This is a genomic window from Floridaenema flaviceps BLCC-F50, assembly GCF_041929275.2.
GTDB classification, from domain to species: Bacteria; Cyanobacteriota; Cyanobacteriia; order Cyanobacteriales; family Aerosakkonemataceae; genus Floridanema; species Floridanema flaviceps.
In genome coordinates, this window is sequence record NZ_JBHFNR020000001.1 from 1,618,113 (window position 1) to 1,644,170 (window position 26,058).

The following is a 26,058-nucleotide window of genomic DNA, read 5'->3' on the forward strand; positions in this document are numbered from 1 at the left end:
CCACAAGAAAGCTGAAAATCTTGTGGGGTGGGCATCTTGCCCACCCCACAAGAAAGCTGAAAATCTTGTGGGGTGGGCATCTTGCCCACCCCACAAGAAAGCTGAAAATCTTGTGGGGCGGGCATCTTGCCCGCCTTTGTTTTACTTTATTTAGATCTACCTACTTACAAACTAGTTCGTTGTCAGGACTTTAGTCCTTCTGAACGACTAAAGTCGTCACTACGAACTTACCGGATAACTTGGCGCATATAGTTTCCCCAAAGTAAAGCTGCTTGAGCACTACTTCCTCTAGTTGGTGAATTATCATCATTTCCCAACCAAACGCCAGTAACTAACTTCTGACTTGGAACATATCCCACAAACCACAAATCGCGGTTATCGCTATTAGTACCTGTTTTACCCGCTTCTTCGCCTAAACCTAAAGAGGCATTTCTTCCTGTACCAAATTGTACCACTCCCCGCAACAAATTATTCATTTGCTCGGCAACTTCTCGGCGTAAAGCTCTCTCTTGATTCGCGTTTTTATCAGGATCGAAAGAGTAGATTTCGGGACAAGTTTCCCAATTTTTGATATCACGACAAAAACTACTATCACGAATCCGAACAATAGCATGAGGACGATTCCATATACCATTATTGGCGATCGCACCAAAAGCACCAGTCATTTCTAAAGGATAAACTTCACTTTGTCCTAAAGCTAACCCCGGTACAGGATTAAGTTTAGATTCAATTCCCATTCTTTGTGCCATTTGCACAACATTATCTAAACCCACATCTTGCGCCACCCTCAAAGCAATCACATTTTCCGATTGCGCTATCCCATTGTACATATTGGAACTACCGCCTCCAGTACGTTCGCAACCTGGATAACGTTTTTGCCAAACTAAAGGAGCACAAGAATAAGATTTATTAGGCGAAATCCCTTTATCCAAAGCTGCTGCATAAGTGAATACTTTAAAAGTTGATGCTGCTTGTCGGTGTGCTTGAGTAACACGATTAAATTGACTTTGTTTGTAATCTAATCCCCCCACCATCGTTAAAATTGCCCCAGTATTAGAATCAAGAGTAACGATCGCACCTTGCGAAAACCGACTATTTGCACCAGCATTACTAATAGCATTCCGCAAAGCAGATTCCGCTTTTGCTTGCATTCCCAAATTAAAATCAGTTTCAATAATAAAATTCCCTTCTCTAGCTAGTTCTTCCCCCAACAAAAACTGCAATTCCTGGAACACATAACTATAGAAATAGGGAGAAATTGTACTAGCTTGTTCCTCACAAACTTTCGGGTTAACTTCTAGGGGCGATCGTCTTGCTTTAGCCGCCTCCTCCACAGTAATTTTACCTTGCTCCAACATCCGAGCAATCACCCCATTTCGCAAAGTAATTGCTCTTTCCCGCGCCTGACTATCGCCACAAGGATTGAAGTTATTTGGCGCAGGTAAATTACTCACCAAAGTCGCCGCTTCTGCTAAAGTTAAATCTCGCGCTGACTTACCAAAATAATACTCAGAAGCATCCTCAAACCCATAACTATCACCACCCAAAAATACCCGATTCAAGTAAGTTAATAAGATGTCATTTTTACTGTAAAAGTACTCTAATTTTAAAGCCACAATTGCTTCCCGCAACTTGCGCCCCAAAGAATCTGCTGAACCTACATAATCACGGAATAAACTCCGGGCTACTTGTTGAGTAACAGTACTTCCACCTTGGCGATCGCCACCTTTACTAATAATAAAACTGGCTCTGGCAATCCCGATCGGATCGACCCCCAAATGCCAGTAAAAACGTCTATCTTCCGAAGCAACTACCGCCTTCGGTAAATAGGGAGAAAAATCACTTAATCTCTTAAATTCCACATGAGCATTATTGCGCGGAGTTCGCAAAGGCGTTTCATCCCTGGCATAAACAATAACAGGCCCTTTGGTAGCATTTGGTAAAGGATGAACAGAAAATTTTTGCCACTCCAACAACACTGTAATTGCTAAAAGTGCCGTTAACCCAGTAATGCCATAAACGCCCCAACTTATTGCTTTTTCATACCAAGTTGGCGGATCGTAATATTGAATTCTCACCCCACCAGCTAATTCCCTTGGCCCTAAAGTTAAGATATCACCATGACGTAACTTTCTTGATGAAACCCTCTTTCGACCACGATAAATCCCATTAGTCGAGTTTTCATCTTTAATCAGAAAACTTTTCTGTCTGCGCCCGATGCGAGTCAAAGACAAATGAATTTGACTAACTACCGGGTTACGCACCACGATATCACAAGACTTAGAACTACGACCTAGTTTATAGCGATCGCCCAACAGCGGATAAACCTCAGCTTGATCTGCATCAGCATCCTGAACTCGCAATTCCGGTACTTTAGCATTCGGCTTCAATGCTAACTTAGAAAAATTTACCTTCGCTTGTACCGTCTGCACTGCTTGGGTGATAGCACCCATAATTGTCGGGCGAGGTTTTTGGGGATGGGGAGGAGTCATATCGTCTTCGGTTGGATACTCTTAACTAGAACTGACGCGGGAACCAGGGGACAAGGAGACACAGAGAAAATTTTTCCACACCAACAAAGGGTTTTGACTATATTGGGAGAATAAGTCAGCATTTCCCCTACTTTTTATAATGAACCAAAGTTGAGGCAGCAGGGGAGCATCGGGAAAATTTAAAATGACTCAGAGGTATTACTTTATTATTAAAAAAGCAGTGGCAATAATCGAATTTATCTATCTGTTTTCTATCTGCGTTCATCTCTGTTCATCTGTGGTTTAATTTCAGTTAAACTAATCAACAAAACCCAGCCAAATTAACAAACTATTCTCCTCTGCCCCTGGGCCCCTCTGCCCCTGGGCCCCTAGACCCATTATCAAAGTGAGACTTACGAAATATGGCAATAAATAGGCAAGCAATTCCCACATTAATACATACATCCGCCACATTAAAAACCGGGAAGCGAATTAATCTAAAATCGAAGAAATCCACCACATAACCGTAAATAAATCGATCGATTCCATTGCCAATAGCGCCCCCTAAAATAAAACCATAGCCCAATTGCTCCCACAAAGGTAAATGTGCCCCAAACCAAGCCATAGCCATCAAAGCTAAACTTACCAGCAAAGATAGCCAACGTAACCAGCTACCATCCTCGCTAAACAAGCTAAAAGCGGCACCAGTATTTCTCACATAAGTAAGATGAAAAACCCCTGACCACAAAGGCCAACTTTCATTCAAGCGAAAGTTTTGCAACACCCAATATTTAGTAATTTGGTCTATAACAATACAAATGAAAGCAACAATCCAAAAAAAACGATTTTTAATCATTGGTTAATAGTCATTGGTTAATAGTCATTGGTCGTTGGTCATTGGTCATTGGTCATTCGTTATTTGAGAGTAATTGAATCTTCAATAGCCTCATTTAAACTCGTCAATTTTACTTATTTACTAGCCAAAATACAAATGACAAATGACGAATAACCAATGACTAGTAAAACATAATACGTCTGAGGATGAAAGCTAACACTGTAGCTGCACAAACAAGAGCTAATTGTCCTGGGATGGGGTCTAAAGAGTACTTTTGAATATCTGGAACTATGGGAGAAATAGTATCTGTACTCGCCAAACTTATGTAATGACTACCAACTAAATAAGCGACACCTACTAAATGAATCACTAACAAACCACAAAGGCAGCTAAAGGCTAAAGATTCTAATTTCGGTGGTTGGCGAAATGCTAAATAGCCACATAACCAAGCACCAGGAATAAATCCTAACAGATATCCAAAACTAGGTAATTTGAGATAGGCAAAACCCCCGCCTTGGGAAAAGACAGGAAACCAAGTTAAACCCAGTGCTAAATAAGCAATTTGGGAAAGGGCTCCTGCATTTTTGCCACCAAGACAACCTACTAATAGTACTGCACCTATTTGATAAGTGACTCCTAAAGAGTGAATGGGAATTCCCGACTCACTCCAGTGCCAAGGTAAAGCAGTCACAGATGCTTGTAAAAAGGTGCCACCAATGGTAAGCAGTAAACCAATGAAGGCCCACAAAAATTCAGTGGCAGAAAACACAACTATTGGTAATAGGTAATGGGTAATAGGTAATTGGTAGTTGGTAATTGGTAGTTGAGTTAATTTGGAACTATGAGTTTTGGGGAATTGGTGCTTCACCGCCTTTGAGTCCCAGTTTTTCTAGCATGGCATGGTCTTGTTCTGGGGGTTGTCCGATTGTGGTTAAGTAATGTCCAATTAACATGGCGTTAATTCCTGCTTTTAATCCCATTGCTTGCAGTTCTCCCATAACAGCTTCTCTTCCCCCAGCGTAGCGGAGAATCTGTTCTGGTAGAATCATGCGAAAGATAGCGATCGCCTTCAAAGCTTCTATAGGATCTAGTTTAGTGCGATCGCCTAACGGTGTCCCTTCTCTCGGATTTAACAAATTAATTGGCACCGACTCCACCTGTAATTCCCGCAAAGCTAAAGCCAAATCGACCCTATCTTCCCAGCTTTCACCCATGCCAATAATTCCACCTGTGCAAGCTTGAATTCCCGCAGCTTTCAGGTTTTTTACCGTTTCCACTCTGTCTTGCCAAGTGTGGGTAGTGACAATTTGCGAATAAAAGTTTTCCGATGCTTCTAAATTATGATTGTAGCGAGTTACACCTGCGTCTTTCAGTGCTTGCGCTTGTTCTGCGGTCACTTCTCCCAAAGCACAGCAAGGCTTAATATTAGTTTCGGCAATAATTTGCCGCACCGTTTCTAAAATGTTTTCAAACTCTGTTGATTTTGGGCTGTTATATTTAATACCTCTGCCCTGACTAACTAAGCAAAATCTCTTAGCACCTGCGGCTTCGGCTGCTTTTGCTTGGGCTAGAATTTCTTCTTTTGACTTTAGACCATAAACAGGTGAATCATTACCTGGATGATGAACAGATTGAGAGCAAAAACCACAATTTTCCGAACAATTGCCCGATTTAATATTAACAATGCTGCATAAATCTACTGTATTACCACAGCAAGCTTGACGCACTTGATCGGCGGCAGCGCACAATAACAAAATGTTTTCTTCACCTTCAATTTGGGTGAGTGCGATCGCTTCTTCACGACTGAGCCTTTTCCCAGCTATAATTTCCTCTGTCAGCTTTTCTAACCATTCTTGCAAAGGTTGCGACCCATTCCCAGCATTCTCAGCCACAACAGAATTAGAAGTTAATAACGGCGTTTCTCTCACACTTAACCCTCTATTACTAAAAAGTCAGTTTATCCCATAAGTATCATCTCACAAATTAGTGCGTAGCAACCTGTTTTACTTTTTCCTCACCCAAACGGAGGAATCTTTCCTGTTAACCTTATCTTTACCATAAAGAGCTATGCTGCTAAGGGTTTTTAACAAAAAAAGCTGAAAATTTACTCGAATGATTTTACGTCTTACTCTCACCAATCCCAAAACTATAGCTGCTGCCCTTTCTGGGGTAGCCTTAACCATTGGTTTAGGTGCTTGTGGTCCCTCACAAACCACACCAACAGCTACCGATACTCCCGCTGCTCCTGGTGCTAGTCCAGCAGTCGCACCTGGAACACCCACTCCCGCAACTCCATCCAGACTCGACTTAGCGCAAAACGTACTACTTTCTGGAGCAGGCGCATCCTTCCCCGCACCCTTGTATCAACGTTGGTTTGCAGATTTCAATAAAATTAATCCCAAAGCTAGAATCAACTACCAGTCAGTTGGTAGCGGCGCAGGTGTCCAACAGTTTATTAACAAAACAGTAGATTTTGGTGCTAGCGATGTCGCCATGACTGACGAAGAACTAGCAAAAGTTCAAGGCGGCGCACTCATGCTACCAGTAACCGCAGGCGGCATCGTCTTAGCTTACAACGTACCCGGAGCAGAAGGCTTAAAACTATCCCGAAATCTTTTAGCAGATATCTTTTTGGGGAACATCAAGACTTGGAATGACCCCAAAATTGCCGAAGCTAACCCGGGTGTAAACTTACCTAACACACCCATCACAGTAGTTTATCGTGCGGATGGTAGCGGCACCACAGGCATATTCACCAAATATTTGAGCGCCATTAGTCCCAATTGGAAATCGAAAGTCGGTGACGGTAAAACTGTAGCATGGCCCACAGGTGTAGGTTCCAAAGGTAACGAAGGTGTGACTGCTCAAATAGCCCAGACAACAGGCTCTATTGGTTACATCGAATACGGTTACGCCAAACAAAATAACCTCAAATTCGCCTCTTTAGAAAATAAAGCAGGCAACTACGTTACTTACAACGAACAAACAGCTTCTAGCGCTTTAGACTCAGTACAATTACCAGAAAACTTGCGAGCCTTCATTGTTGACCCAGAAGGTACAGACTCTTACCCCATTATCAGCTATACCTGGTTGCTAGTCTATCCGAAATATCAAGATGCAGCCAAAGCCAAAACTATAGAAGCAGTAGTAGAATACGCCTTGACTGAAGGACAAAGAATTGCTCCTGAGTTAGGTTATATCGCTCTGCCACCGAAAGTTGCTTCTAAAGTAGCCACTGTTGCTCAGGCTATTAGCCCAGATTACAACATTGCAGTTGCTCCTCCAGCTGGAACTCCTGATACCACCGCTGCTAGTCCAGGTGCAACGACTCCCGGTGCGGCAACTCCAGGCGCAACAACTACTACTCCCGGTGCAACAACTCCAGGCGCAACAACTACTACTCCCGGTGCAACGACTCCAGATACTACCACCACTCCCGGTGCAACAACTCCTTCGCCCGCTACTACTCCTTAGTAACAAAAGTTACTAGCAATCAAATTTGCTAGTAAAATCGTTTTAAGGTGAAGGTAGTCAAATGGCAGTTAGCAGCATTACAAAAAAATGCTGAATCAAATTTAAGTTCGCTCTCTCATTTTTCAATTTTTTACAAATCTTTCGTCAGAGTAATCATGAGTAGCACAGGAGCAAAGGAAAATTACAGTGTTTTCCAACCACCTACAGCTTTGGATAAAAGGTTAGATATTGGATTTGTTTGGTTAACTCGTTTATTTGCTTTAGGAATTGCAGTTTTATTGCTATGGATAGCACTTCAAGTTGCTAAAGACGCTTTACCTGCAATTCAAGCTTTTGGATTGGGATTTATTTTTCAAAGTTCTTGGAACCCAGTCACAAATCAGTTTGGGGTATTACCTCAAATTTACGGAACTCTAGTTACTTCTTTCATTGCTTTGCTGATAGCGGTGCCAGTGGGAGTAGGTACAGCAGTAATTTTAAGTGAAACCTTTTTGCCAGCTAAAGTTCGCACAGTTTTAGTATTTTTGGTAGAACTACTAGCAGCAATTCCTAGCGTAGTTTATGGAATTTGGGGGATTTTTGTAGTAATTCCCTTGCTGCGAGAAACTCTAGGTACATGGTTAAATAGTTGGTTTGGTTGGTTTCCTTTGTTTAGCACTCCTTTAACAGGCCCAGGTATTTTACCTGCGTCTTTGGTGCTGTCAATTATGATTTTACCAATCATTACTGCTATCTCTCGTGATGCTTTAACTTCTTTACCTCCTGATTTGCGCCAAGCGTCTTTGGGCTTAGGTGCTACTAGATGGGAAACTATTCTCCAAGTGCTGATTCCCGCTGCAATTTCTGGTATTGTTGGGGGCGTGATGTTGGCGTTGGGTAGGGCTATGGGAGAAACAATGGCAATTACCATGTTGATTGGTAATGCTAATACGATTAATGTTTCTTTGTTAGCACCAGGAAATACTATTGCTTCTCTGTTGGCAAGTCAGTTTGCGGAAGCCAGCGGCTTGCAAGTTTCAGCTTTACTTTATGCAGCTTTAGTGCTGTTTATTTTGACTTTGATTGTCAATATTTTCGCTGATTTAATTGTACAAAGAGTGAAGCGAATTTAGTTTTGACGATCGCTAACTTAATGAGAAATTAAACTACTCAAGTCTACTGAAGGAATTGCCCCAAATTTAGAGATTGAAATTATGAGCCGGAGTTATTCAGAACAAAACTCTTCTTTTGATAGTAGTGGTTTATTACGTGCTAATTTTTCCCCCCGGACTTTGTTTAATAACATTATGACGGGTGTGGCATTTTTTCTGGCGGCTATGGCAGTTATACCTTTGTTTGCTGTACTTATCTATGTGACTTTCCAAGGTATAAGTAGTATTAGTCCTAGCGTATTTGTGGAATTGCCTCCGCCGCCAATGGTCGAAGGGGGAGGTTTCGGGAATGCGATTCTGGGCACAATTATTATGGTGGGAATTGGGGCACTAATTAGTGTCCCTTTTGGCGTAATGGCATCAATTTATTTGACGGAATTTAGTACAGGAAAAATTTCCCGTTGGGTGAGATTTGCTACTAATATTCTCAGCGGTGTGCCTTCGATTATTGCTGGGGTGTTTGCTTACGCTGCTGTGGTTTTGACTTTTACAAGATTCGGATGGGGTTCCTATTCTCCCATTGCAGGTGGTATTGCTTTAGCAGTGTTAATGTTGCCGATTATTGTGCGAACTACTGACGAGGCGTTACAGTTGGTGTCAAAAGATGTACGCCAAGCTGCTGTAGGTTTGGGTGCAACGAAATTTCAAACTGTTTGGGGTGTGGTGTTACCAGCAGCTGTTCCGGCGATTGTGACAGGAACTACATTAGCTGTGGCGCGTGCGGCGGGAGAAACTGCGCCTTTGCTGTTTACGGCTTTGTTTTCGCAATTTTGGCCCCAACTTTGGCCGCCAGACGCTTTCTTGCAACCAACTGCTTCTTTGGCGGTGTTAGTGTATAATTTCGCGATCGTACCTTTCAAAAATCAACAACAGTTGGCTTGGGCAGCTTCTTTAATTCTGGTGCTGTTGGTGTTAATTACTAGTATCATTACTCGCTACGTTACCAGTCGGAAAGCTTAAGACAAATATGTTTTTTAGGCTAGAAAATCAAAGCTAGGAGGAACCGAAGGAACAAAATAAATTTATCACCTATAACGCTAAGATTAAAAAGTAGGTGTCGGCAATCTGTATTAAGATATAGGTGAACAAACTCTGAGTTAAGTAAAGACAGGTAAAAATTAACCAAAAATACTCTGCGTTGTAGTTTTAGCTTCTTTGCTGACGAGTAGACAAGAGGCACAATAGTTGAAAAATAAATATTCATTGCTGGAAAAAGAAAAACGCAGAGTAAATTATTCCAGAAACAGAAAAAATAGTATTTTACGAATTTCCGAAACTCAACAGGTGTATATGCGTCCTAATCCAAAAACAAATCCCCGAACAGTTGAATCTACTGATAGTGTGTTTCAGGTGCGTAATGCCAATATTTATTATGGCAGTTTCTTAGCTGTGCGGGATGTCGTAATGGATATTCCGAGAAATCAAATTACGGCTTTTATTGGTCCTTCTGGTTGTGGTAAAAGTACTTTGCTGCGCTGCTTTAATCGACTGAATGATTTAATCGACAGCTTCCGATTGGAAGGTGCTATTACTTACAATGGTAGGAATCTTTACGATAGCAATATTGACCCTGTAGAAGTGCGTCGTCGGATTGGAATGGTGTTTCAAAAAGCTAATCCTTTCCCGAAATCAATTTATGACAATATTGCCTTTGGCCCGCGTTTAAACAAATATAAAGGTGATATGGATGAATTGGTAGAACGATCGCTCAGAGGTGCCGCTTTGTGGGATGAAGTGAAAGATAAACTGAGACAAAGTGGGTTATCTTTATCTGGTGGTCAACAACAACGCTTGTGTATTGCTCGTGCGATCGCAGTTCAACCAGAAGTTATTTTAATGGATGAACCTTGCTCGGCGCTAGACCCAATTTCTACCTTACGGGTGGAAGATTTGCTCCATGAATTGAAACAGCAATACACAATTATTATTGTTACACATAATATGCAGCAAGCATCACGGGTGAGCGATCGAACTGCGTTTTTCAATGTGCAACTTTCGGAAAAAGGTGGACGCACAGGTTATTTAGTTGAGTATGACAACACGGAAGCTATTTTCCAAAGTCCCCAAGAAGAATCTACTCGCGAGTATGTAAGTGGACGCTTCGGTTAATTTTTAGAAGGCTCCAAGGCAAAAATTGAGATTCTAGCAAGATCCCCGACTTCTCCAAGAAGTCGGGGATCTGTTTATTCCTGTTTACCGAAGTACTCATTTCAGGATAGGATGGGACATAGCTAATCAGATCTGAAAAAGGCTTATGAAGCGTTATTTGTCCCGTCTGTTCGCCCTACTTTTAGTTGTTACCATTGGTTTGGTAGGTTGTTCGACACCATCAGGTTTAACTGGTAAATATAGTCAAGATACCTTGGATGTAGTGGCTAGTTTGCGAAATGCGATCGAACTACCCAATGATGCACCAGAAAAAGCCGCAGCGCAAGTAGCTGCTAAGAAAAAAATCAATGATTTTGCTGCACTTTACTGGCGGGATAGCTCTTTAAAAAATTTGCGTTCTTTCACCACAATGCGAACTGCATTAAACGCTTTGGGTTCTCACTACGCATCATACCCGAATCGTCCGGTTCCTGAAAAGTTGAAAAACCGTTTACAAGTCGAGTTTAAACAAATCGAAACTGCTATCAATCAAGGAGCATAAAATCTCTTTTAAATGGTTTGTTGTAGCGACTTTAGTCGTACATGACTCCATTAAAGGACTAAAGTCCTCACAACGAACCAGATTTTCCTAAAAAAAAGAATTCTCGGAAGGACTAAAGTCCTCACAACGAACCAGATTTTCCTAAAAAAAAGAATTCTCGGAAGGACTAAAGTCCTCACAACGAACCAGATTTTACCAAAAAAAAGAATTCTAGAAACGAAGGCTAGGAAAATTTCCCTAACTGAGTTTCTGAATTCTGTTTTTGAGGTTAAATTTTCCTTAGCTTTAGTTTCTATTAACTAATTGCAATTCATTCAAATCGACATCTGCCAAATCTGAGGTTGCGGTTTGAAACAGTCCGTTTAATAATAGGGCTGGTGGCTGTTCGTAAGGCCAAGCAAAGGCATGACGAAAAGCAGCATCTTGACAAGCTTGCAATTCCTCAAAACCGATGATGTCGTAGGTTAGCAAGTTTTCATATTCAAAGGGTAAACGGACGTTATGTAACCCGGCGTTATCGGTACAAATGGCGATGTCTACACCTGCGGCGAAACAGCGATCGAAAACTACTTTGAGTTGACGAATATCTTCTAAGTTGCCAGTTTTTAAGTAAGTAGTGGGACAAACTTCCAAACAAGTACCCGCAGTTGCTAACTCACCGAGAAGTTCGGGATATTGTAAGGGAATTTGAATCCCATGTCCGATCCGCATTAAATAAGGTAAAAGTTCGGGATAACAACCTTCTTTTGTTTCGTAAAGGTGTCCAGTGGTCTTTAAACCGAGCGATCGCGCATAAGCGTATAATTCGATAAACTCGTCTAAGCGATCGGCATAATGAGCATCGCCACCTGCTAAGTCTACAGCACAAACATATTGCCGTTTTTGTGCTGCTAATTCTACGATCGCCTTATTCACCTCATAAGGAAGTCGCGAGTGCATACACAAAATTTGACTTGTAACGATCGGATATTCCTTCACCTGACTAGCAATACCCACAATATCGACAATTTCAGCCATTTGGTCAATTCTTTCCGTCTGACTTAGTTTGTCAGAAGTACGCAAAAAAGGAGTATAACGTAACTCTAAATAAGCCAAATTTTCAAAAATATAAGCACCACGAATCAGACGATAAATAAAGTAAGGCAAAGTTTCCTTAGTTTGTACGCTTTCCACAAGAGTATGCAGTTCCAAATACTCATCTAGCGTATTCCGAGGTTTAGTGTAAAACTCCTCAAACTCAGAATACTCAGGAAAACGAGTCGCCAAATCAGCATCGCTGCGTTGGAAATAGCGCCAGAGAACGCGGGGTACAACCGATCCGCCTAAATGACGGTGTAATTCTGCATACAGAGCCACAGTAACCTCTTTTTTTCGATATAGATGACATAGAAGCTAGTTATTATTCCAATTATTAACAAATATTTCGGTTTTTACCGGGCAATATCTAGTAATTTTGCGGTTGATTAGAAAATAGAGTAATAATACCTAGAAAATTTGACTCTATATGGACATTATCGACATTTTGCGCCAAGACTACCAAAAATTTCCCTTAGACCAGACTTACAGTATTTATGCGGAGGACGTTTACTTCCAAGATCCCATGAATCAGTTTCGGGGAATCAAGCGGTATCAGCAAATGATTGGCTTTATCCGCACTTGGTTTATTCAACCGCAACTGGATTTACATGAGATTAGTCGTAAGGGAGATGCGATCGAAACTCGTTGGACGTTAAGCTGGACTACTCCACTACCTTGGAAACCTCGGATTAGCATTTCTGGGTGGAGTGAATTAAAGCTGAATTCTGATGGTTTAATTGTTTCTCACATCGACTATTGGAACTGTTCGCGGTTGGATGTTCTCAAACAGCACCTATTTCCGCCAAATAATCGATAGAGTAAATAAATGTAAACAATTCTCAGGCAACAGAGGAAAATTATGCGTTTAATTCTCATGACTGGAAAGGGAGGCGTGGGAAAAACCTCCGTCGCCGCTGCTACTGGACTGCGTTGTGCTGAACTCGGCTATCGGACTTTGGTTTTAAGCACTGACCCCGCGCACTCCTTAGCAGATAGCTTTGATATGGAATTAGCACATGAACCTAAAGCAGTGCGTCCTAATTTGTGGGGTGCGGAACTGGATGCTTTAGTGGAATTGGAACAAAACTGGGGTGCGGTGAAGCGCTACATCACTCACGTTTTACAAGCGCGGGGTTTGGAGGGAGTGCAGGCGGAAGAATTGGCGATTTTACCGGGGATGGATGAAATTTTCGGCTTGGTGAGAATGAAACGCCACTACGATGAGGGAGAGTACGACGTTCTAATTATTGATTCTGCACCCACCGGAACAGCATTGCGTTTACTCAGTCTACCGGAAGTTAGCGGCTGGTATATGCGCCGTTTTTACAAACCTTTGCAGGGGATTTCAGTTGCACTCAGACCTTTGGTTGAGCCAATTTTTCGCCCGATCGCAGGTTTTTCTTTGCCTGATAAGGAAGTAATGGACGCGCCCTACGAATTTTATCAGCAAATCGAAGCACTAGAAAAAATCTTAGTTGATAATAACCAAACTTCTGTACGCTTAGTCACAAATCCCGAAAAAATGGTGATTAAGGAATCCCTACGCGCCCATGCTTACTTAAGTTTGTACAATGTTTCTACAGATTTAATAGTTGCTAATCGGATTCTTCCTGGTGAAATTCAAGATCCATTCTTCCAAAAGTGGAAGGAAAACCAGCAACAATATCGTCAAGAAATCCACGAAAATTTCCATCCTTTACCTGTGAAAGAAGTTCCGTTATTTTCGGAAGAAATGTGCGGTTTAGCGGCTTTGGAAAGATTGAAAGATACGTTGTATAAAGATGAAGACCCGACTCAGGTTTATTATCAGGAAACAACTGTCAAAGTTATTCAAGACCGCAATCAATATACTTTAGAATTGTATTTGCCTGGAATTGCCAAAGACCAAGTGCAATTAAGTAAAACTGGAGATGAGTTAAATATCCGCATTGGTAATCATCGTCGCAATTTGGTTTTACCTCAAGCTTTAGCAACTTTGCAACCTGCTGGGGCGAAAATGGAGGAGGATTATCTAAAAATTAAGTTTGCGGACGCAGCTTAGTTGCACATAGAAGTCCTATTTGATTAGCAAAATGGATTTTTTTTGAACCGCGTTCGCGTAGCGTGATAATAGTTATATGAGGATGGGGCGGGCAGGATGCCCACCCCACAAGAAAGCTATAACTTTTGTGGGGCGGGCAGGATGCCCACCCCACAAGAAAGCTATAACTTTTGTGGGGCGGGCAGGATGCCCACCCTACAAGAAAGCTATAACTTTTGTGGGGCGGGCAGGATGCCCGCCAAAACTTTATTTATATCTACCTACTTATTGCTGGATTGGTAAAAGTACTGTAACCTTTGTACCGATATCAACTTTACTTTCAATATAAATTTCTCCTTTATACAAATCAACGCAACGTTTAACGATCGCTAATCCCAATCCAGTTCCCTGAATTTTACCAACATTGCTACAACGGCTAAAGGTTTGAAATAATCGAGATTGTTCAGCTTCAGGAATGCCGATTCCGCGATCGCTAATACAAAATCTCACCATACCATTAAACTCACTCACTTCGACTTGAATTTCGCTGCCAGATGGAGAATATTTGAGTGCGTTAGAGATCAGATTTGTGAGAATATGCCTCAACAAGTTAATATCCATTTCCAGAGACTTTGAATCTAACCGATAACTGAAAACTATGGAATGTTCATTATTATCGCCCAATTGTAATGCGGTAATCAATTCATAACAAAATACTTCCAAATTTAAAGTTGTTAATTCAATTTTAAAATTGCTGGTTTCTACTTTTCCTAAGAGAATGACTTCATCTAAAAGCTGACACATTTGCTTAATAGTTGTCTTCAATTGTTGTGAATAAAGCTCTTTTTTCTGCGTTGTTAGGCTACCACCAAAATTAATGAATAACTCACATATACCTTGTAATACGCTCAAAGGATTGCGAAATTCATGGGAAACCATTGAAACAAAATAAGATTTAAGTTGATTTAATTCTCGTTCTTTATTCAGTGATTCTAGGGTGGCTCGTTCGCTATTTCTGAGTTTTTGGAGAATTTGCGATCGCTCCAAAGCATAGCGAATACTTCGTCTGAGAAGTTGCGTTGTTACCTGATCTTTCACCAGATAATCTTGCGAACCCTGTGCCATTGCTTGTAGGGCTAATTCCTCATCATCAAACACGGTCAGAATAATAATAGGAACATCAGGAATCGCTTGATTAAACTGAGATATCGTATCCAAACCTTCCGAATCAGGTAAGTGCAAATCTAGTAATGCTACATCAAATAATTGAGTTTGACAAGCGGCGATCGCTTCACTCAATCTCTCAACATGAACTAGTTGCCAATCCCCGGTTGCGGCTCGAAAAAATATATGCTGAAATAACTGGGCATCAGTTGGACTATCTTCTACCAGCAAGACATTAAGAGATGCTTCATTCATAAGAATTTACTAGTTCTCTTAGGATAAATTTACGGTGCATAGCGATCGACATTTTTGGCAAAAATTAAGACTAGAAATTGTGAGTTTTTTCGGCTTATTCACCTGGTAATTTCACAGCCGCCAACCAAAACTCATTAATCAATTGAACCAGATGAATAAATTGATGAATATCAATAGGCTTGGTCACATAACAATTAGCATTCAGATTATAGGAGCGTAACACATCCTCCTCATCGTTTGAAGTTGTTAAGATTACGATAGGAATTCTTTTTAAATCTTCATCTGCTTTAACTTCTGCTAACACTTCTCGTCCATCCATACCGGGTAAATTGAGATCCAGCAATATTAAATCGGGGCGTGGTACATCAGCAAATTCTCCCTGGCAACGGAGATATTCCATTGCGTCTTCCCCATTTTCTACCCAATGCAAATTATTGGCGATTTTGGCTTTGCTAAATTCTCGAATTGTCAAATTGGCATCGCTCGGAGAATCTTCTACAAGCAAGATTTCAATGGGACGATAACTCAGATTGCTAGTCATAATAATTGATTAGGAATGGTAAAAAAGAATGTAGTACCAAGGTTAGGCTTAGATTCTGCCCAAATTTGCCCACCATGCCGCAATACAATTTTTTTGCAGATAGCTAAACCGATGCCAGTACCGGGATACTCACGCCGCGTGTGCAGTCTTTTAAACACTTCAAAAATTCGCTCCAAGTACTGAGATTTGATACCGATTCCATTATCTTCTACCTGAAAAAGAAAGTCAGTTTCCCGTTGAGTTGCCCGAACTTGAATGTGGGGACGATCCTGTTGGCAAAACTTAATTGCATTGCCAATCAAGTTTTGAAATAGTTGTACCAATTGGCTTCGATCTGCGTTGAGTACAGGCAGCGGCTCAACTATAATTTCGGCTTGGCTTTGTGCGATCGCAATCTGTAAATTTCGCATCGCTTCTTTAATCACAGTATTGCAATCTGTGGGCGCAAACTCTTTGCCCCTTGTCCCGACTCGCGAGTATGCCAGCAAATCCTGTATTAGATGTTGCATTCGCTTTGCCCCATCAATGGTAAACTCCGCGTAGGAATGGGCAGTTTCATCAAAGCGATCGCCATACTCGCTCATCAACAGTTGAGTATAGCCCGTGACCGCCCGTAATGGTTCCTGCAAATCGTGGGAGGCAACATAAGCAAACTGTTCTAATTCCTGATTCGATCGCTTTAACTCCTGATTTAATAGTTGCAACTGCGCCGTTGCCTGAGTTAGTTCCGCAGTACGTTCTTCCACCCGCTGTTCGAGTTCTTCGTTGAGCCGCAAAATCGTCAACTCTGCCTGTCTGTGTTCCGTAATGTCTTCAATAGCAGCCAAAATACAGATCTTCTCTTCAAAATAGAAGAGTCCCGCAGAAATGCGGCAAAGAATAGCCTCCCCGTTATGTTTTTGTAAGTTTGCCTCATAGTTTCTCAGATTGCCTTGAGTCCACAATTGCTCAAGCATCTTTGGGTACTCTGCCACATCTTGCCAGATGTGCAATTCCAGCGTTGTTCGCCCGATCGCTTCTTCTCGATCATAGCCAAACAACCACTCAAACCCGTGATTCACATCTAAAATGATGCCTTCCCCCATCGTGATGATACTTTTAGCGATCGGGCTACTATAAAAGGCTTTGGAAAACTTATCTTCTGACAGTCGCAATGCTGCTTCCGCCTCCTGATGTTTTTGCTTTGCCCGTAATGCCACAATGCCAAAGCTCAGACTACTGGTTAATTCTGTCAACAACGCTAATTCTGGTGGATTAAACGCTTCTGCTTCCTCCGAGTAAATATTTAACGTACCAAAAACTTCTTCCCCATCAAGTAAAGGTAGTACCAGCGAAGATTGGTAGCCCCGTTGTTGTGCCGCTGCCCGCCAAGGCGCAAATTTAGGATCTTCAAGCATATTTTGGCAGGCTATGGGTTGACGCGATCGAATCGTTCTCCCTGTCGGGCCCTGTCCCCGTTCCGTATCTGCCCAGGTTACATTTATACTCTTCAAGTAGTCAGCTTCGTAGCCTGCCCAAGCGATCGGTTGAACTGACTTGGCTTCATCGTGACATACATATCCCACCCATGCCATCCTATACGCTGCTTCTTCTGTAATCAGTTGGCAAAGTCTTTGCAGCAGCGACACTTCATCAGTTGCTCGAATCACAGCCTGAGTACAGGCACTTAAAACGCGCAATGCTCGGTTAACTACCTGAAAATCCTGTTCCAGATTTTGACGCTGGTTTTGAGGTAACTTGTTTGGCAAACGATCCACAATTAGCAAATGCTGCAATAAAAGGCTTTCATTAAGAAGATTACGCCAGAAAATTCATTTCTATGTAATTTTAAAAGAAGGTTTAAGGAATGAGATTTGTTGTAGCTGGTGCAACCTGAAAACCTGCATTGACAAACTTTGGGAATTTTATCCCAGGTGAACTTCGGCTTAAACTGCTGTTAACGAAGCTCTGCTTTAATTAAATCGAGACCTTTGCCCAGTTCTCTTCCGAACGAGGGGGGACGAAAATTCACCCCCTTTTTAACCCTTCGATTAACGAAGTTTCTAAGACTTCGGTTAAGACAATGGCAGTTTTTTTGTCATTTTCTTGACGGTAATTTTGGCTATAAATCGGTGGGTTGATGTTAATGAATACATCGGCTAAGAAGTTAGCACTAGGTTGATATTTTAAGGTAATGGGAATAATGGGAATGGAGGCGGGTTGAGGTAACTTAGCTTCTGCTTGTAAGACTAATCTGGCTAATCCTGGTTTGAGCGATCGCAAAATTCGATCGCGCACAATCCCCCCTTCAGGAAATAACACCAATTTTTTCCCAGCTTGTAACAACTCAATTGCGTTACGCATACTCGATACGCTAGGATGATTTAAGTCAACTGGGAAAGCTCCCAATCTTTCAATCAACCAGCCTTGAATCCCGGAAAATTGATTAGCATTAGTCATGAAAAACAGAGGTTCTCTGCTAAGTAGACTAATTAATAACGGGTCCCAACGGCTATAATGTTTTGGTGCCATCACCACTGGGCCAACTTCTGGTAAATATTCCTCGCCTTCAATGATAATTTTGCCAAAGTACAAGCTGAGGAAAATTCGATGAATCGGGAAAAGCGACCAGTAAAGCCAAGGAGATACGTGAGGGGATAAGGCAATTTTGGAGTTCATTTTTAAATTAATTAATATAACAAATGTCGGGAAATTTTAACTTAAGCAATAACTTATGGTACAATTTATCAAAAGCTGGAGTTCAATCTACTTAGGGATGAAAAATTAAGGAAAATGAATAAGCGGTCATGGTTGGTATTTGTTATTGTTGCGATCGCAATACTCATTAGAGTGATTCCTCTTAGTTTAGCAAATCCTAAAGAAACAGCAACAACTGTGAAATCATCTCCTTTACCTTCACCTTCATTAGTAATTGCTGGCGGCAATCTCCGTTACGATAATGCCGAAGTTTTCCAGAAAATCATTGAATTAGCTGGAGGAAAAGGCGCTAAAATTGCCGTTTTACCAACAGCTAGCGGCAATCCAATTAAAAACGGTAACAATTCAGTAGAAGCATTAAAAAAATACGGGGCCCAACCAATTCTTGTCCCCGTCGCTATAGAAAACATAGATGTAGATTACCAAGAAGCGGTTAACGATTCTACCTTAATCAAAAAAGTAGAAACCTGTAAAGGAGTTTACTTTACAGGCGGTTCCCAAGAAAGAATCACTCAAGCGCTTTATACCAAAACCGGGGAAAAAACACCTTTATTAGATGCCATTTGGAAAGTCTATAAAAAAGGCGGTGTAATTGCTGGAACGAGTGCAGGTGCAGCAATTATGAGCGATACCATGTTTCGCGATGCAAGCAATGTATTAAGCGTCTTGAAATCAGGAGTAACAGAAGGTAAAGAAATAGATAAAGGACTAGGTTTTATCGGCAATGATATTTTCATCGATCAACATTTCTTTATTCGGGGAAGATTTGCCCGTTCCTTAGTAGTCATGAAAGAGAAAGGCTACAATTTAGGAATAGGTGTAGATGAAAATACTGCTTTAGTGGTGAAGAATAACATTGCTGAAGTCATTGGTTACAAAGGTGCTTTAGTAATGGACTTTTCAGCTGCTTATACTAATCCAAGTATAAAAGAGTTTAATATCAAAAATGCCAAATTAACCTACTTGGATCGGGGTGATAAATTTAATTTAAAAACTAAAGAAGTTATTGTCCATTCGCTAAAATTAGCCGGAACTAAAGTAGAACCGAACAATCCCAATTATCCGACTCATTTTAATCATCAGAAAGTATATCCTGATATTTTGGCAAATTCAGCTTTAGTGGATTTAATGTCTAACTTTGTTGATAACGAGCAAAAAGAAGTAATTGGGTTAGCATTTACCAATATTGTTGAAGATGAAAAACCCGAATTAGGTTTTGAGTTTAAGTTTAGAAAAGGAACGGATACCTTGGGATATTTCACCAGTGCTTTTGGCAGTGAAGATTACACAGTCATCAATATATATTTAGATGTCACACCGATTCGGATGACTGATAAATTGTATGAGTATATTTCAAGTTAAACACTAAAGTGTTTACAACGAACCGTTCGTTGTAAACACTTTAGTGTTACAGGTTCGTTGTAAACACTTTAGTGTTACAGGTTCGTTGTAAACACTTTAGTGTTACAGGTTCGTTGTAAACACTTTAGTGTTACAGGTTCGTTGTAAACACTTTAGTGTTACAGGTTCGTTGTAAACACTTTAGTGTTACAGGTTCGTTGTAAACACTTTAGTGTTACTTACTTATCCCAGTCAATTCCATAATCTCTGACTGGATATTCAACCCAAGCATCACGCAACCACTGTCTTCCGTATTCTTGGAAATACCAGTGAACGCTACTATGAACCCAATTGTAAGGAGAATTTACCCAATTATGTTTGACTGGGTTGTAATGAATATAATTAAGAGTTGTATAATAATGTCTTTCGGAACGGATAGCGCGATCGTGCCATTTACACCAGATTTTTCGCCCAGTTAAATTTTCTTCCAAATTCCATTTTCGCGATGTTGCACCATGAATTAGGCGAAATAATTCACTTAATACATCAAAATTTGTGAGATGCACTAAAAGATGATAGTGATTAGGTAAAATAACCCAAGCTAAAATCTCTATATCATTAGTGATAAACTTCTCAAATATTGTATCTAGTAGTTGTTGACGACGAGCTTCAGAATTTAAATGACACTTATGTTCATAACAAGCTGATGTTAATAAATAAAGCGATCGATTCCGCACTTGATGTGGTGGTGAGTGAGGTGGAAAACCGCGTTTTAAGCGTTGCTCAACTAATTCAGCTTTTTGTTCTGGAGTTAATTTACGATATTCATACATAATGTCACCCTGTTTTTCAGTTTGTTGTAAGCGCTTTAGCGCTAATTAAACACGCTCAGTGTTTACAACAAACGGTTTGTTGTAAGCGCTTTAGCGCTAATTAAACACGCTCAGTGTTTACAACAAACGGTTTGTTGTAAGCGCTTTAGCGCTAGTGAAACACGCTCAGTGTTTACAACGGACGGTTTCATTATTGTAAATTATTTTTTAGGGTGGAAGATTTTCCACCCTACTGAAATAATTAGTTATTTAAGGCACGTAAAAAGCGTTGCATACTGGCAAAAATTCCGGGTTTTTTCGGTTTTGGTGCATCACCGGAAGTGCCATTTGTTGGTTGAGTTGCTGTCATTAAAATTTGATCGATTTCCTCACCAACAGGTTTTTTCGGTAATTCCACTAACAATTGATATTCGCCGTTAGTTTCTAACCAAACTTGCCATAAACCTGGATAACAACGGAAAATTGCTGCGCCTTCTAATGGACGGACATAGTAACAGGAAAACAGGGTACTAAGTAAACGTTGACGTAGTTGACGGGCGCTATAACCAATTCCTATTGTACCAGCATCTTCTAAGTGAGGGTTGAGTAAAATTACAGGTCGATCGCCAACTGCATTACAAATTTTTTCCACTTCTCCCACTTCTACAGAACTAGGATCGACTAAGAGAAAAACATCATCTTCATCGGCGATTTTATCTTGAATTGGCAATCTACCGAAACCGATATCTTCTAATTTGTAGGGGATATCTTTTCCCCAGTCGCGTCGCGCCAACGCCGCTGCACCTGCATCCGGGAAAAACACTTTCACTTGCGGACGAGTTTTTGCTTCGGAATCTTCACTTTTTTGCAAAGTGGGGAGATTATCGAACACAGGGAGAAATTGTAGCGCGATCGACTGCGCTTGCAAGGCGATTTCGGGAAACACCATTTCGACTTGGATTCTACTTTGTCCATCGGCGATCGCCGCTAGGGTAGCTTGTTGAGCTTGGGCGATCGCTTCTTCTAACGTTTTGGGAAGTTCCACCATAGAGGTTTAGTAGTTGGGTGTCAGGTTATCTTATTATCATCAATAGTATTATTTAGAAACGCCACTCTCATCATCTAAAATTCATGAGCCGTAGATTAATTGCTTCTGTTTCGATCGCTTCTAAAATTTGTTGATTTTAACGACCTTTCATTTCTTGTCCCCGATTCGGAGCAACGATCGGCCAATTGGTTTTTAATCTAGTTTCGTCTTTATGTTGCACTGCGTAAATTAACTCCATCATTTGAGCAAATTTAAATCTAAATAACCTTGCCTCTGCTTGAAAATCAGCGATCGCTGCTTGATGCTGACCCGAAAAATAATAAGCGAATCCTCTATTTTCTCGGACTAAAGGCGTAGAACTGTTGAGTTTAATTGATTGGGTATAATCAGCAATAGCAGCCCGATAATTTCCCGATCGCGCAAATGCGCTTCCCCGATTAGCATAAACTAAATGAGCATTAGGAAAATCAGGTTTGAGGCGCAACAGAAAATTAAAATTAGCAAACGCATTCGGTAAATCTCCTAATAATACGTAGCTGTTACCTCGGTAGAGATAAATGTTTGCATAGTTAGGATTACGCCGCAACGCTTGATAGAAATTGGTCAAAGCACTGCCTAACTTATAATTAAAATAGTCCCGCTTACCTTGACAAAAATACTGCTCTACCGAAACATTAGGAGATTTAGCTAAGTTTGTCGGGGCGATCGCATTTTTCAGTAAACAATTTGAGGCGAAATAAGCTGAACAAATTGGCAACATGATTACCTATTTAATTGATATATACGGAAACGCTTACAGCAAGTGTAAAGCTAAATACTATACTTTAGATAAAGCTGGTTCTGGAGTCAACCTTTGTATAACTTGCTGCAAAACCATTGCCGTCCAATCTACATCTTCTTCTGTAGTATAGCGCCCCAAACTCAGACGAATTCCAGCTTTTGCCATTTGATTGCTATAGCCCATTGCCAATAGTATCTGACTAGGATTAAGTTTACCGCTGTTACAAGCCGCACCAGCACTAATCCCAATTCCAGCCAAATTTAATTGGCGAACGATCGTTTTCCCACTTAATTTTTTCCCATCAGCATTTAGCAAACAGAAACTTACATGATGGGGTAAACGCTGCCAACGATGACCAGTAGATTGCAGATTTGCCACATTAGATAATAAGTCAAAAAGACGATCGCGCAACCCGATTAACCTGGGCGTTTCTTGACTCATTTCTTGCGCCGCCAACTCCGCCGCCACACCAAAACCTGCAATTATTGGCACAGCTTGAGTTCCCGATCGCAATTTCATTTCTTGACCCCCACCACCCAACAAAGGCACCAACTCCACACCCGGACGCACATACAACGCACCCGCACCTGGAGGGCCATAAATTTTGTGACTAGAAAGGGAAAGTAAATCAACCCCTAATTTTTGCACATCGATCGGCAATCTTCCCGCAACTTGCACCGCATCAGTATGAAATAATGCCCCATGAGCTCTAGTAATTTCGCTCAATCTTTCAATTGATTGCAAAGTTCCCACTTCACTTTGACCATAAATAATTGAAACTAAAACTGTGTTCGATCGCAAAGCATTTTGTAAATCATCAGGATTCACCCAACCCCAATTATCCACAGGTAAACGAGTGATTTCCCAACCCGAATTTTCCAGTAACTTTGCAGGTTCGGAAATAGCTGAATGTTCCACACTAGAAATAATAATATGTTGTGGTTGAGAGTAACATCGCGCCACTCCCATAATTGCCAAATTATCCGCTTCCGTACCGCCAGAAGTAAAGATAATCCCATCCGCAGGCGCATTAATTAACCCTGCTACCTGCATTCTCGCTTGTTCTAAAATTGTTGCTGCCCTTTGACCCCACTCATGCAAACTGGAAGGATTTCCCCACTGTTGAGTGAGGATTTGTTGCATAAGTGCGATCGCCTCTGGACGGGGCGGAGTTGTAGCGCTGTAATCTAAGTAAATTTGCATATTTTTAACTCTAGCAGCTTTGAGAAAAACACATTATTTATCTTTTAGAATATAACGCTGATTCCAACTTAAGTTATTTAGTTATCAATTTGTACCCAAAGACACAGAATAAAGTTTTAAGTTTTGAATTTTGAGTTTTGAGTTATCATTTTGTGCCCTGTGCCCCTGGAATCCCTAACAACCGGGTTTCTTGACGTTATAATCCTCATGAGAGAGCACCTCTTGTGGGATTAACATTGTACCGCAGTCTCGACAAAGCATTCGGTAATTGCGGGTGATGGGAATACTGATGATAAAGCGATCGTAGCGCAGACGCTTTCCGCCAAACTCTCGATAATCCTTATTTTCTTGTAAAGCTGCAATCACTAAACGTGCCTTAATCACCACATGATGAGGCAAATCCCTTAAATTAATGGGGTCTTGAGTAAAAGTAGACTCCCAATCTTGTTTTTGCTGTCGTTTCTGTTCCAAAATGGCGAGTTGTTGGGCGCAAAGATGGCAAATTTGCCCATAACCTTTATGACCACAGGGAAACAGCTTCTTTCGTCTTGCCATAAAACAACGGTGTGCCTCCAATTTGGCACCCAAAAGGGTGCCCACCTAATTAAAGTTTTATTAATCCCAGTGAAAAAACAGCCTGATATAAAATTACCTTGGAAATTCGCTAAAAATCTGTAACTTAATTAATCTCCATTGATTTATCTGATATTATTCTGCTAAAAGGGTAGTAATTAAAATTACCCAAAATATCTTCTTCGATCAGCGATGTTGCATCTACCTACCTGCAATCTCCCAAAACTTTTTCCGGCAATTGTTCTGGCATTTTCTGTCTTAGCTTGCCAAAAAGCAGTTCCCCAAACTCAAAAACTTACCCCCTTACCCCAAGATCCCTTTGTTCAGGTATATTTCAATCACGCACAGTTATCAGAATATATAGAACCTTACCGTCAACAAGCAAGGTCAGGAGATGACCTAGAAAAAGTGATAGTTGATACTATTGCTACTGCCAAAACCACAGTAGATGTAGCAGTGCAAGAATTACGTTTACCCAAAATTGCTCAAGCTTTAGTTGAACGCCAAAAAGCCGGAGTGAAAGTTAGAGTAATTTTGGAAAATAACTACAGTCGTCCTTGGGGTAAGTTTACCACAGATGAAATAGCAAAACTGCCACCTAGAGAACAAGACCGCTATAAAGAATACCGCAAACTTGTAGACCAAAACGAAGATGAAAAATTAGATGTTGCGGAAATTAACCAAAAAGATGCTTTAGTAATCTTAGAAAATGCCAAAATGCCCCTAATTGATGACACTGCTGATGGTTCAGCTGGTAGCGGTTTAATGCACCACAAATTTGTAATTGTTGATAATCAGACATTAATTATTACTTCAGCTAATTTTACACTTTCCGATATTCACGGAGATTTGCAGAATCTTGACAGTTTAGGAAATGATAATAGTTTACTTAAAATCAATAGTCCTGAATTAGCAACGATTTTCACCGAAGAATTTAATTTAATGTGGGGAGACGGAGTAGGTGGAAAACCAGATAGTAAATTTGGGGTGAAAAAACCATTACGTCCTGTACAAACAGTAGATTTAGCAACAGTTAACATCTCAGTACAATTTTCACCCACATCTAGGAAAGTACCTTGGGAACAAAGCAGCAACGGGTTAATTGGTAAAACTTTAAGTGCTGCTACTGAATCGATCGATCTAGCCCTATTCGTCTTTTCCGAACAGCAAATAGCCAATATCTTAGAAACAGATCATCAACGAGGAGTAAAAATCAAAGCTTTAATTGAGCCGGATTTTGCCTATCGTTATTATAGTGAAGGTTTAGATATGATGGGAGTAGCTTTGGTCAATGATTGTAAATACGAAATCAATAATCAACCTTGGCAAAATCCAATTAACACTGTAGGAACACCTTTGCTTAGAAAAGGTGATTTATTACATCATAAATTTGCGGTTATAGATGGAAGAATTACGATCGCAGGTTCTCACAATTGGTCAGAAGCAGCAAATACCAATAACGACGAAACATTAGTAATAATTCAAAGTCCAAAAGTAGCCGCCCATTTTCAAAGAGAATTCGATCGACTTTATGCAGATGCTCAACTAGGTTTACCTGATAGAATCAAGCAAAAAATTAAAACTCAACAGCAACAATGTCCCACAATAGAAACAGCATCTAAACCAGTTCCCCCAAACTCAAATCCCCCCACATTTCCCGAAAATCAAAATATCGAAAAAGTTAATCTTAACACCGCAACTCAACAAGAATTAGAAGCGTTACCAGGCATCGGGCCCAAATTAGCTCAAGAAATTATTAAAGCCAGACAAAAGAAACCTTTTACTTCTTTAGAAGATCTCGATCGCATCCCCGGCATCGGCCCTAGATTATTAGAAAGATTGAAAGACCGAGTAACTTGGTAATAGGGGACAAGGGGACTCTTGGGACAAGGTGACAAGGTGATAACTCAAAACTTTCTCTTTAATTCAAAACTCAAAACTGAAAACTCAAAACTCAAAACTTCC

23 protein-coding genes are annotated in these 26,058 nt (G+C 40.8%); 9 read left to right on the plus strand and 14 right to left on the minus strand.

The window, feature by feature from the left end:
- Nucleotides 1–227: 227 nt before the first annotated feature.
- From ACE1CI_RS07665 to bioB, 4 genes are all read right to left on the minus strand, one after another.
- Nucleotides 228–2,492, minus strand: coding sequence for a transglycosylase domain-containing protein (locus ACE1CI_RS07665; protein ID WP_413265628.1), 2,265 nt, complete (start codon nucleotides 2,490–2,492; stop codon nucleotides 228–230).
- A 328-nt stretch (nucleotides 2,493–2,820) separates the two neighbouring features.
- Complete coding sequence (gene lspA, locus ACE1CI_RS07670; RefSeq protein WP_413265629.1) at nucleotides 2,821–3,327, minus strand: signal peptidase II; 507 nt, start codon at nucleotides 3,325–3,327, stop codon at nucleotides 2,821–2,823.
- A gap of 160 nt (nucleotides 3,328–3,487) precedes the next feature.
- Nucleotides 3,488–4,075: a biotin transporter BioY gene (locus ACE1CI_RS07675; RefSeq protein ID WP_413265641.1), complete on the minus strand. Its 588-nt coding sequence runs from the start codon at nucleotides 4,073–4,075 to the stop codon at nucleotides 3,488–3,490.
- A 70-nt stretch (nucleotides 4,076–4,145) separates the two neighbouring features.
- Nucleotides 4,146–5,165: a biotin synthase BioB gene (gene bioB, locus ACE1CI_RS07680; RefSeq protein WP_459564093.1), complete on the minus strand. Its 1,020-nt coding sequence runs from the start codon at nucleotides 5,163–5,165 to the stop codon at nucleotides 4,146–4,148.
- Between the two features lie 253 nt (nucleotides 5,166–5,418).
- On the opposite strand from bioB, the gene pstS reads away from it, so the two are divergent.
- The 5 genes from pstS to psb27 all read left to right on the plus strand — a co-directional run bounded on the left by pstS (nucleotide 5,419) and on the right by psb27 (nucleotide 10,581).
- Nucleotides 5,419–6,780 (plus strand): phosphate ABC transporter substrate-binding protein PstS, encoded by a 1,362-nt coding sequence (gene pstS / locus ACE1CI_RS07685; RefSeq protein ID WP_413265630.1) that lies wholly within the window; start codon nucleotides 5,419–5,421, stop codon nucleotides 6,778–6,780.
- Between the two features lie 155 nt (nucleotides 6,781–6,935).
- The gene (gene pstC, locus ACE1CI_RS07690; protein ID WP_413265643.1) at nucleotides 6,936–7,892 is read left to right on the plus strand and encodes a phosphate ABC transporter permease subunit PstC; all 957 of its coding nucleotides are present in this window, start codon (nucleotides 6,936–6,938) and stop codon (nucleotides 7,890–7,892) included.
- Between the two features lie 81 nt (nucleotides 7,893–7,973).
- On the plus strand, nucleotides 7,974–8,891 hold the full coding sequence (gene pstA, locus ACE1CI_RS07695) for a phosphate ABC transporter permease PstA (RefSeq protein WP_413265631.1): 918 nt from the start codon (nucleotides 7,974–7,976) through the stop codon (nucleotides 8,889–8,891).
- Nucleotides 8,892–9,221: 330 nt separating this feature from the next.
- Entirely contained in the window at nucleotides 9,222–10,040 is an 819-nt protein-coding gene (gene pstB / locus ACE1CI_RS07700; protein WP_413265644.1) for a phosphate ABC transporter ATP-binding protein PstB, read from the plus strand.
- Nucleotides 10,041–10,185: 145 nt separating this feature from the next.
- Nucleotides 10,186–10,581: a photosystem II protein Psb27 gene (psb27, locus tag ACE1CI_RS07705; RefSeq protein ID WP_413265632.1), complete on the plus strand. Its 396-nt coding sequence runs from the start codon at nucleotides 10,186–10,188 to the stop codon at nucleotides 10,579–10,581.
- A 285-nt stretch (nucleotides 10,582–10,866) separates the two neighbouring features.
- Here psb27 and ACE1CI_RS07710 read toward each other — a convergent pair whose 3' ends face one another.
- Nucleotides 10,867–11,937 (minus strand): adenosine deaminase, encoded by a 1,071-nt coding sequence (locus ACE1CI_RS07710; protein ID WP_413265633.1) that lies wholly within the window; start codon nucleotides 11,935–11,937, stop codon nucleotides 10,867–10,869.
- Between the two features lie 148 nt (nucleotides 11,938–12,085).
- Here ACE1CI_RS07710 and ACE1CI_RS07715 point away from each other — a divergent pair, with 148 nt between their 5' ends.
- Nucleotides 12,086–12,475 carry a C6orf136 family protein gene (locus ACE1CI_RS07715; RefSeq protein ID WP_413265634.1) on the plus strand — a complete coding sequence of 130 codons (390 nt, stop codon included), beginning with the start codon at nucleotides 12,086–12,088 and terminating at the stop codon, nucleotides 12,473–12,475.
- Nucleotides 12,476–12,517: 42 nt separating this feature from the next.
- Entirely contained in the window at nucleotides 12,518–13,699 is a 1,182-nt protein-coding gene (locus ACE1CI_RS07720) for a TRC40/GET3/ArsA family transport-energizing ATPase (protein WP_413265635.1), read from the plus strand.
- 264 nt (nucleotides 13,700–13,963) lie between these two features.
- Here the strand turns inward: ACE1CI_RS07720 and ACE1CI_RS07725 are convergent, their stop codons facing one another.
- From ACE1CI_RS07725 to ACE1CI_RS07740, 4 genes are all read right to left on the minus strand, one after another.
- A complete protein-coding gene (locus tag ACE1CI_RS07725) occupies nucleotides 13,964–15,097 on the minus strand; it encodes a hybrid sensor histidine kinase/response regulator (protein ID WP_413265636.1) in 1,134 nt (377 codons plus the stop codon).
- A gap of 94 nt (nucleotides 15,098–15,191) precedes the next feature.
- On the minus strand, nucleotides 15,192–15,638 hold the full coding sequence (locus ACE1CI_RS07730) for a response regulator (RefSeq protein ID WP_413265637.1): 447 nt from the start codon (nucleotides 15,636–15,638) through the stop codon (nucleotides 15,192–15,194).
- Nucleotides 15,635–17,395, minus strand: coding sequence for an ATP-binding protein (locus tag ACE1CI_RS07735; RefSeq protein ID WP_413265638.1), 1,761 nt, complete (start codon nucleotides 17,393–17,395; stop codon nucleotides 15,635–15,637). Before ACE1CI_RS07735 ends, ACE1CI_RS07730 begins: the two co-directional genes overlap by 4 nt.
- 250 nt (nucleotides 17,396–17,645) lie before the next feature.
- Entirely contained in the window at nucleotides 17,646–18,296 is a 651-nt protein-coding gene (locus ACE1CI_RS07740; protein ID WP_413265639.1) for a lysophospholipid acyltransferase family protein, read from the minus strand.
- A 114-nt stretch (nucleotides 18,297–18,410) separates the two neighbouring features.
- On the opposite strand from ACE1CI_RS07740, the gene ACE1CI_RS07745 reads away from it, so the two are divergent.
- Nucleotides 18,411–19,697, plus strand: coding sequence for a cyanophycinase (locus tag ACE1CI_RS07745; protein WP_413265640.1), 1,287 nt, complete (start codon nucleotides 18,411–18,413; stop codon nucleotides 19,695–19,697).
- Nucleotides 19,698–19,915: 218 nt separating this feature from the next.
- On the opposite strand, the gene ACE1CI_RS07750 is transcribed toward ACE1CI_RS07745, so the two are convergent.
- The 5 genes from ACE1CI_RS07750 to ACE1CI_RS07770 all read right to left on the minus strand — a co-directional run bounded on the left by ACE1CI_RS07750 (nucleotide 19,916) and on the right by ACE1CI_RS07770 (nucleotide 24,075).
- Entirely contained in the window at nucleotides 19,916–20,509 is a 594-nt protein-coding gene (locus ACE1CI_RS07750) for an REP-associated tyrosine transposase (protein WP_413264597.1), read from the minus strand.
- Nucleotides 20,510–20,750: 241 nt separating this feature from the next.
- On the minus strand, nucleotides 20,751–21,536 hold the full coding sequence (locus ACE1CI_RS07755) for a DUF1995 family protein (protein WP_413264596.1): 786 nt from the start codon (nucleotides 21,534–21,536) through the stop codon (nucleotides 20,751–20,753).
- 136 nt (nucleotides 21,537–21,672) lie between these two features.
- Entirely contained in the window at nucleotides 21,673–22,296 is a 624-nt protein-coding gene (locus tag ACE1CI_RS07760) for a tetratricopeptide repeat protein (RefSeq protein WP_496615316.1), read from the minus strand.
- A 57-nt stretch (nucleotides 22,297–22,353) separates the two neighbouring features.
- Complete coding sequence (locus tag ACE1CI_RS07765; RefSeq protein WP_413264594.1) at nucleotides 22,354–23,520, minus strand: cysteine desulfurase family protein; 1,167 nt, start codon at nucleotides 23,518–23,520, stop codon at nucleotides 22,354–22,356.
- A gap of 174 nt (nucleotides 23,521–23,694) precedes the next feature.
- Nucleotides 23,695–24,075, minus strand: a complete 381-nt coding sequence (locus ACE1CI_RS07770; protein WP_413264593.1) for a DUF7682 family zinc-binding protein — start codon at nucleotides 24,073–24,075, stop codon at nucleotides 23,695–23,697.
- 210 nt (nucleotides 24,076–24,285) lie between these two features.
- On the opposite strand from ACE1CI_RS07770, the gene ACE1CI_RS07775 reads away from it, so the two are divergent.
- Nucleotides 24,286–25,956 (plus strand): DUF655 domain-containing protein, encoded by a 1,671-nt coding sequence (locus ACE1CI_RS07775; RefSeq protein ID WP_413264592.1) that lies wholly within the window; start codon nucleotides 24,286–24,288, stop codon nucleotides 25,954–25,956.
- The last annotated feature ends 102 nt before the right edge of the window (nucleotides 25,957–26,058 follow it).

What these genes read in the sequence shown, in the direction of transcription:
- ACE1CI_RS07665 (WP_413265628.1), bottom strand. Translation starts at nt 2,492, where the DNA reads ATGACTCCTCCCCATCCCCAAAAACCTCGCCCGACAATTATGGGTGCT.
- lspA (WP_413265629.1), bottom strand. Translation starts at nt 3,327, where the DNA reads ATGATTAAAAATCGTTTTTTTTGGATTGTTGCTTTCATTTGTATTGTT.
- pstS (WP_413265630.1), top strand. Translation starts at nt 5,419, where the DNA reads ATGATTTTACGTCTTACTCTCACCAATCCCAAAACTATAGCTGCTGCC.
- pstC (WP_413265643.1), top strand. Translation starts at nt 6,936, where the DNA reads ATGAGTAGCACAGGAGCAAAGGAAAATTACAGTGTTTTCCAACCACCT.
- pstA (WP_413265631.1), top strand. Translation starts at nt 7,974, where the DNA reads ATGAGCCGGAGTTATTCAGAACAAAACTCTTCTTTTGATAGTAGTGGT.
- pstB (WP_413265644.1), top strand. Translation starts at nt 9,222, where the DNA reads ATGCGTCCTAATCCAAAAACAAATCCCCGAACAGTTGAATCTACTGAT.
- psb27 (WP_413265632.1), top strand. Translation starts at nt 10,186, where the DNA reads ATGAAGCGTTATTTGTCCCGTCTGTTCGCCCTACTTTTAGTTGTTACC.
- ACE1CI_RS07715 (WP_413265634.1), top strand. Translation starts at nt 12,086, where the DNA reads ATGGACATTATCGACATTTTGCGCCAAGACTACCAAAAATTTCCCTTA.
- ACE1CI_RS07720 (WP_413265635.1), top strand. Translation starts at nt 12,518, where the DNA reads ATGCGTTTAATTCTCATGACTGGAAAGGGAGGCGTGGGAAAAACCTCC.
- ACE1CI_RS07725 (WP_413265636.1), bottom strand. Translation starts at nt 15,097, where the DNA reads ATGAATGAAGCATCTCTTAATGTCTTGCTGGTAGAAGATAGTCCAACT.
- ACE1CI_RS07730 (WP_413265637.1), bottom strand. Translation starts at nt 15,638, where the DNA reads ATGACTAGCAATCTGAGTTATCGTCCCATTGAAATCTTGCTTGTAGAA.
- ACE1CI_RS07740 (WP_413265639.1), bottom strand. Translation starts at nt 18,296, where the DNA reads ATGAACTCCAAAATTGCCTTATCCCCTCACGTATCTCCTTGGCTTTAC.
- ACE1CI_RS07745 (WP_413265640.1), top strand. Translation starts at nt 18,411, where the DNA reads ATGAATAAGCGGTCATGGTTGGTATTTGTTATTGTTGCGATCGCAATA.
- ACE1CI_RS07750 (WP_413264597.1), bottom strand. Translation starts at nt 20,509, where the DNA reads ATGTATGAATATCGTAAATTAACTCCAGAACAAAAAGCTGAATTAGTT.
- ACE1CI_RS07755 (WP_413264596.1), bottom strand. Translation starts at nt 21,536, where the DNA reads ATGGTGGAACTTCCCAAAACGTTAGAAGAAGCGATCGCCCAAGCTCAA.
- ACE1CI_RS07760 (WP_496615316.1), bottom strand. Translation starts at nt 22,296, where the DNA reads ATGTTGCCAATTTGTTCAGCTTATTTCGCCTCAAATTGTTTACTGAAA.
- ACE1CI_RS07765 (WP_413264594.1), bottom strand. Translation starts at nt 23,520, where the DNA reads ATGCAAATTTACTTAGATTACAGCGCTACAACTCCGCCCCGTCCAGAG.
- ACE1CI_RS07770 (WP_413264593.1), bottom strand. Translation starts at nt 24,075, where the DNA reads ATGGCAAGACGAAAGAAGCTGTTTCCCTGTGGTCATAAAGGTTATGGG.
- ACE1CI_RS07775 (WP_413264592.1), top strand. Translation starts at nt 24,286, where the DNA reads ATGTTGCATCTACCTACCTGCAATCTCCCAAAACTTTTTCCGGCAATT.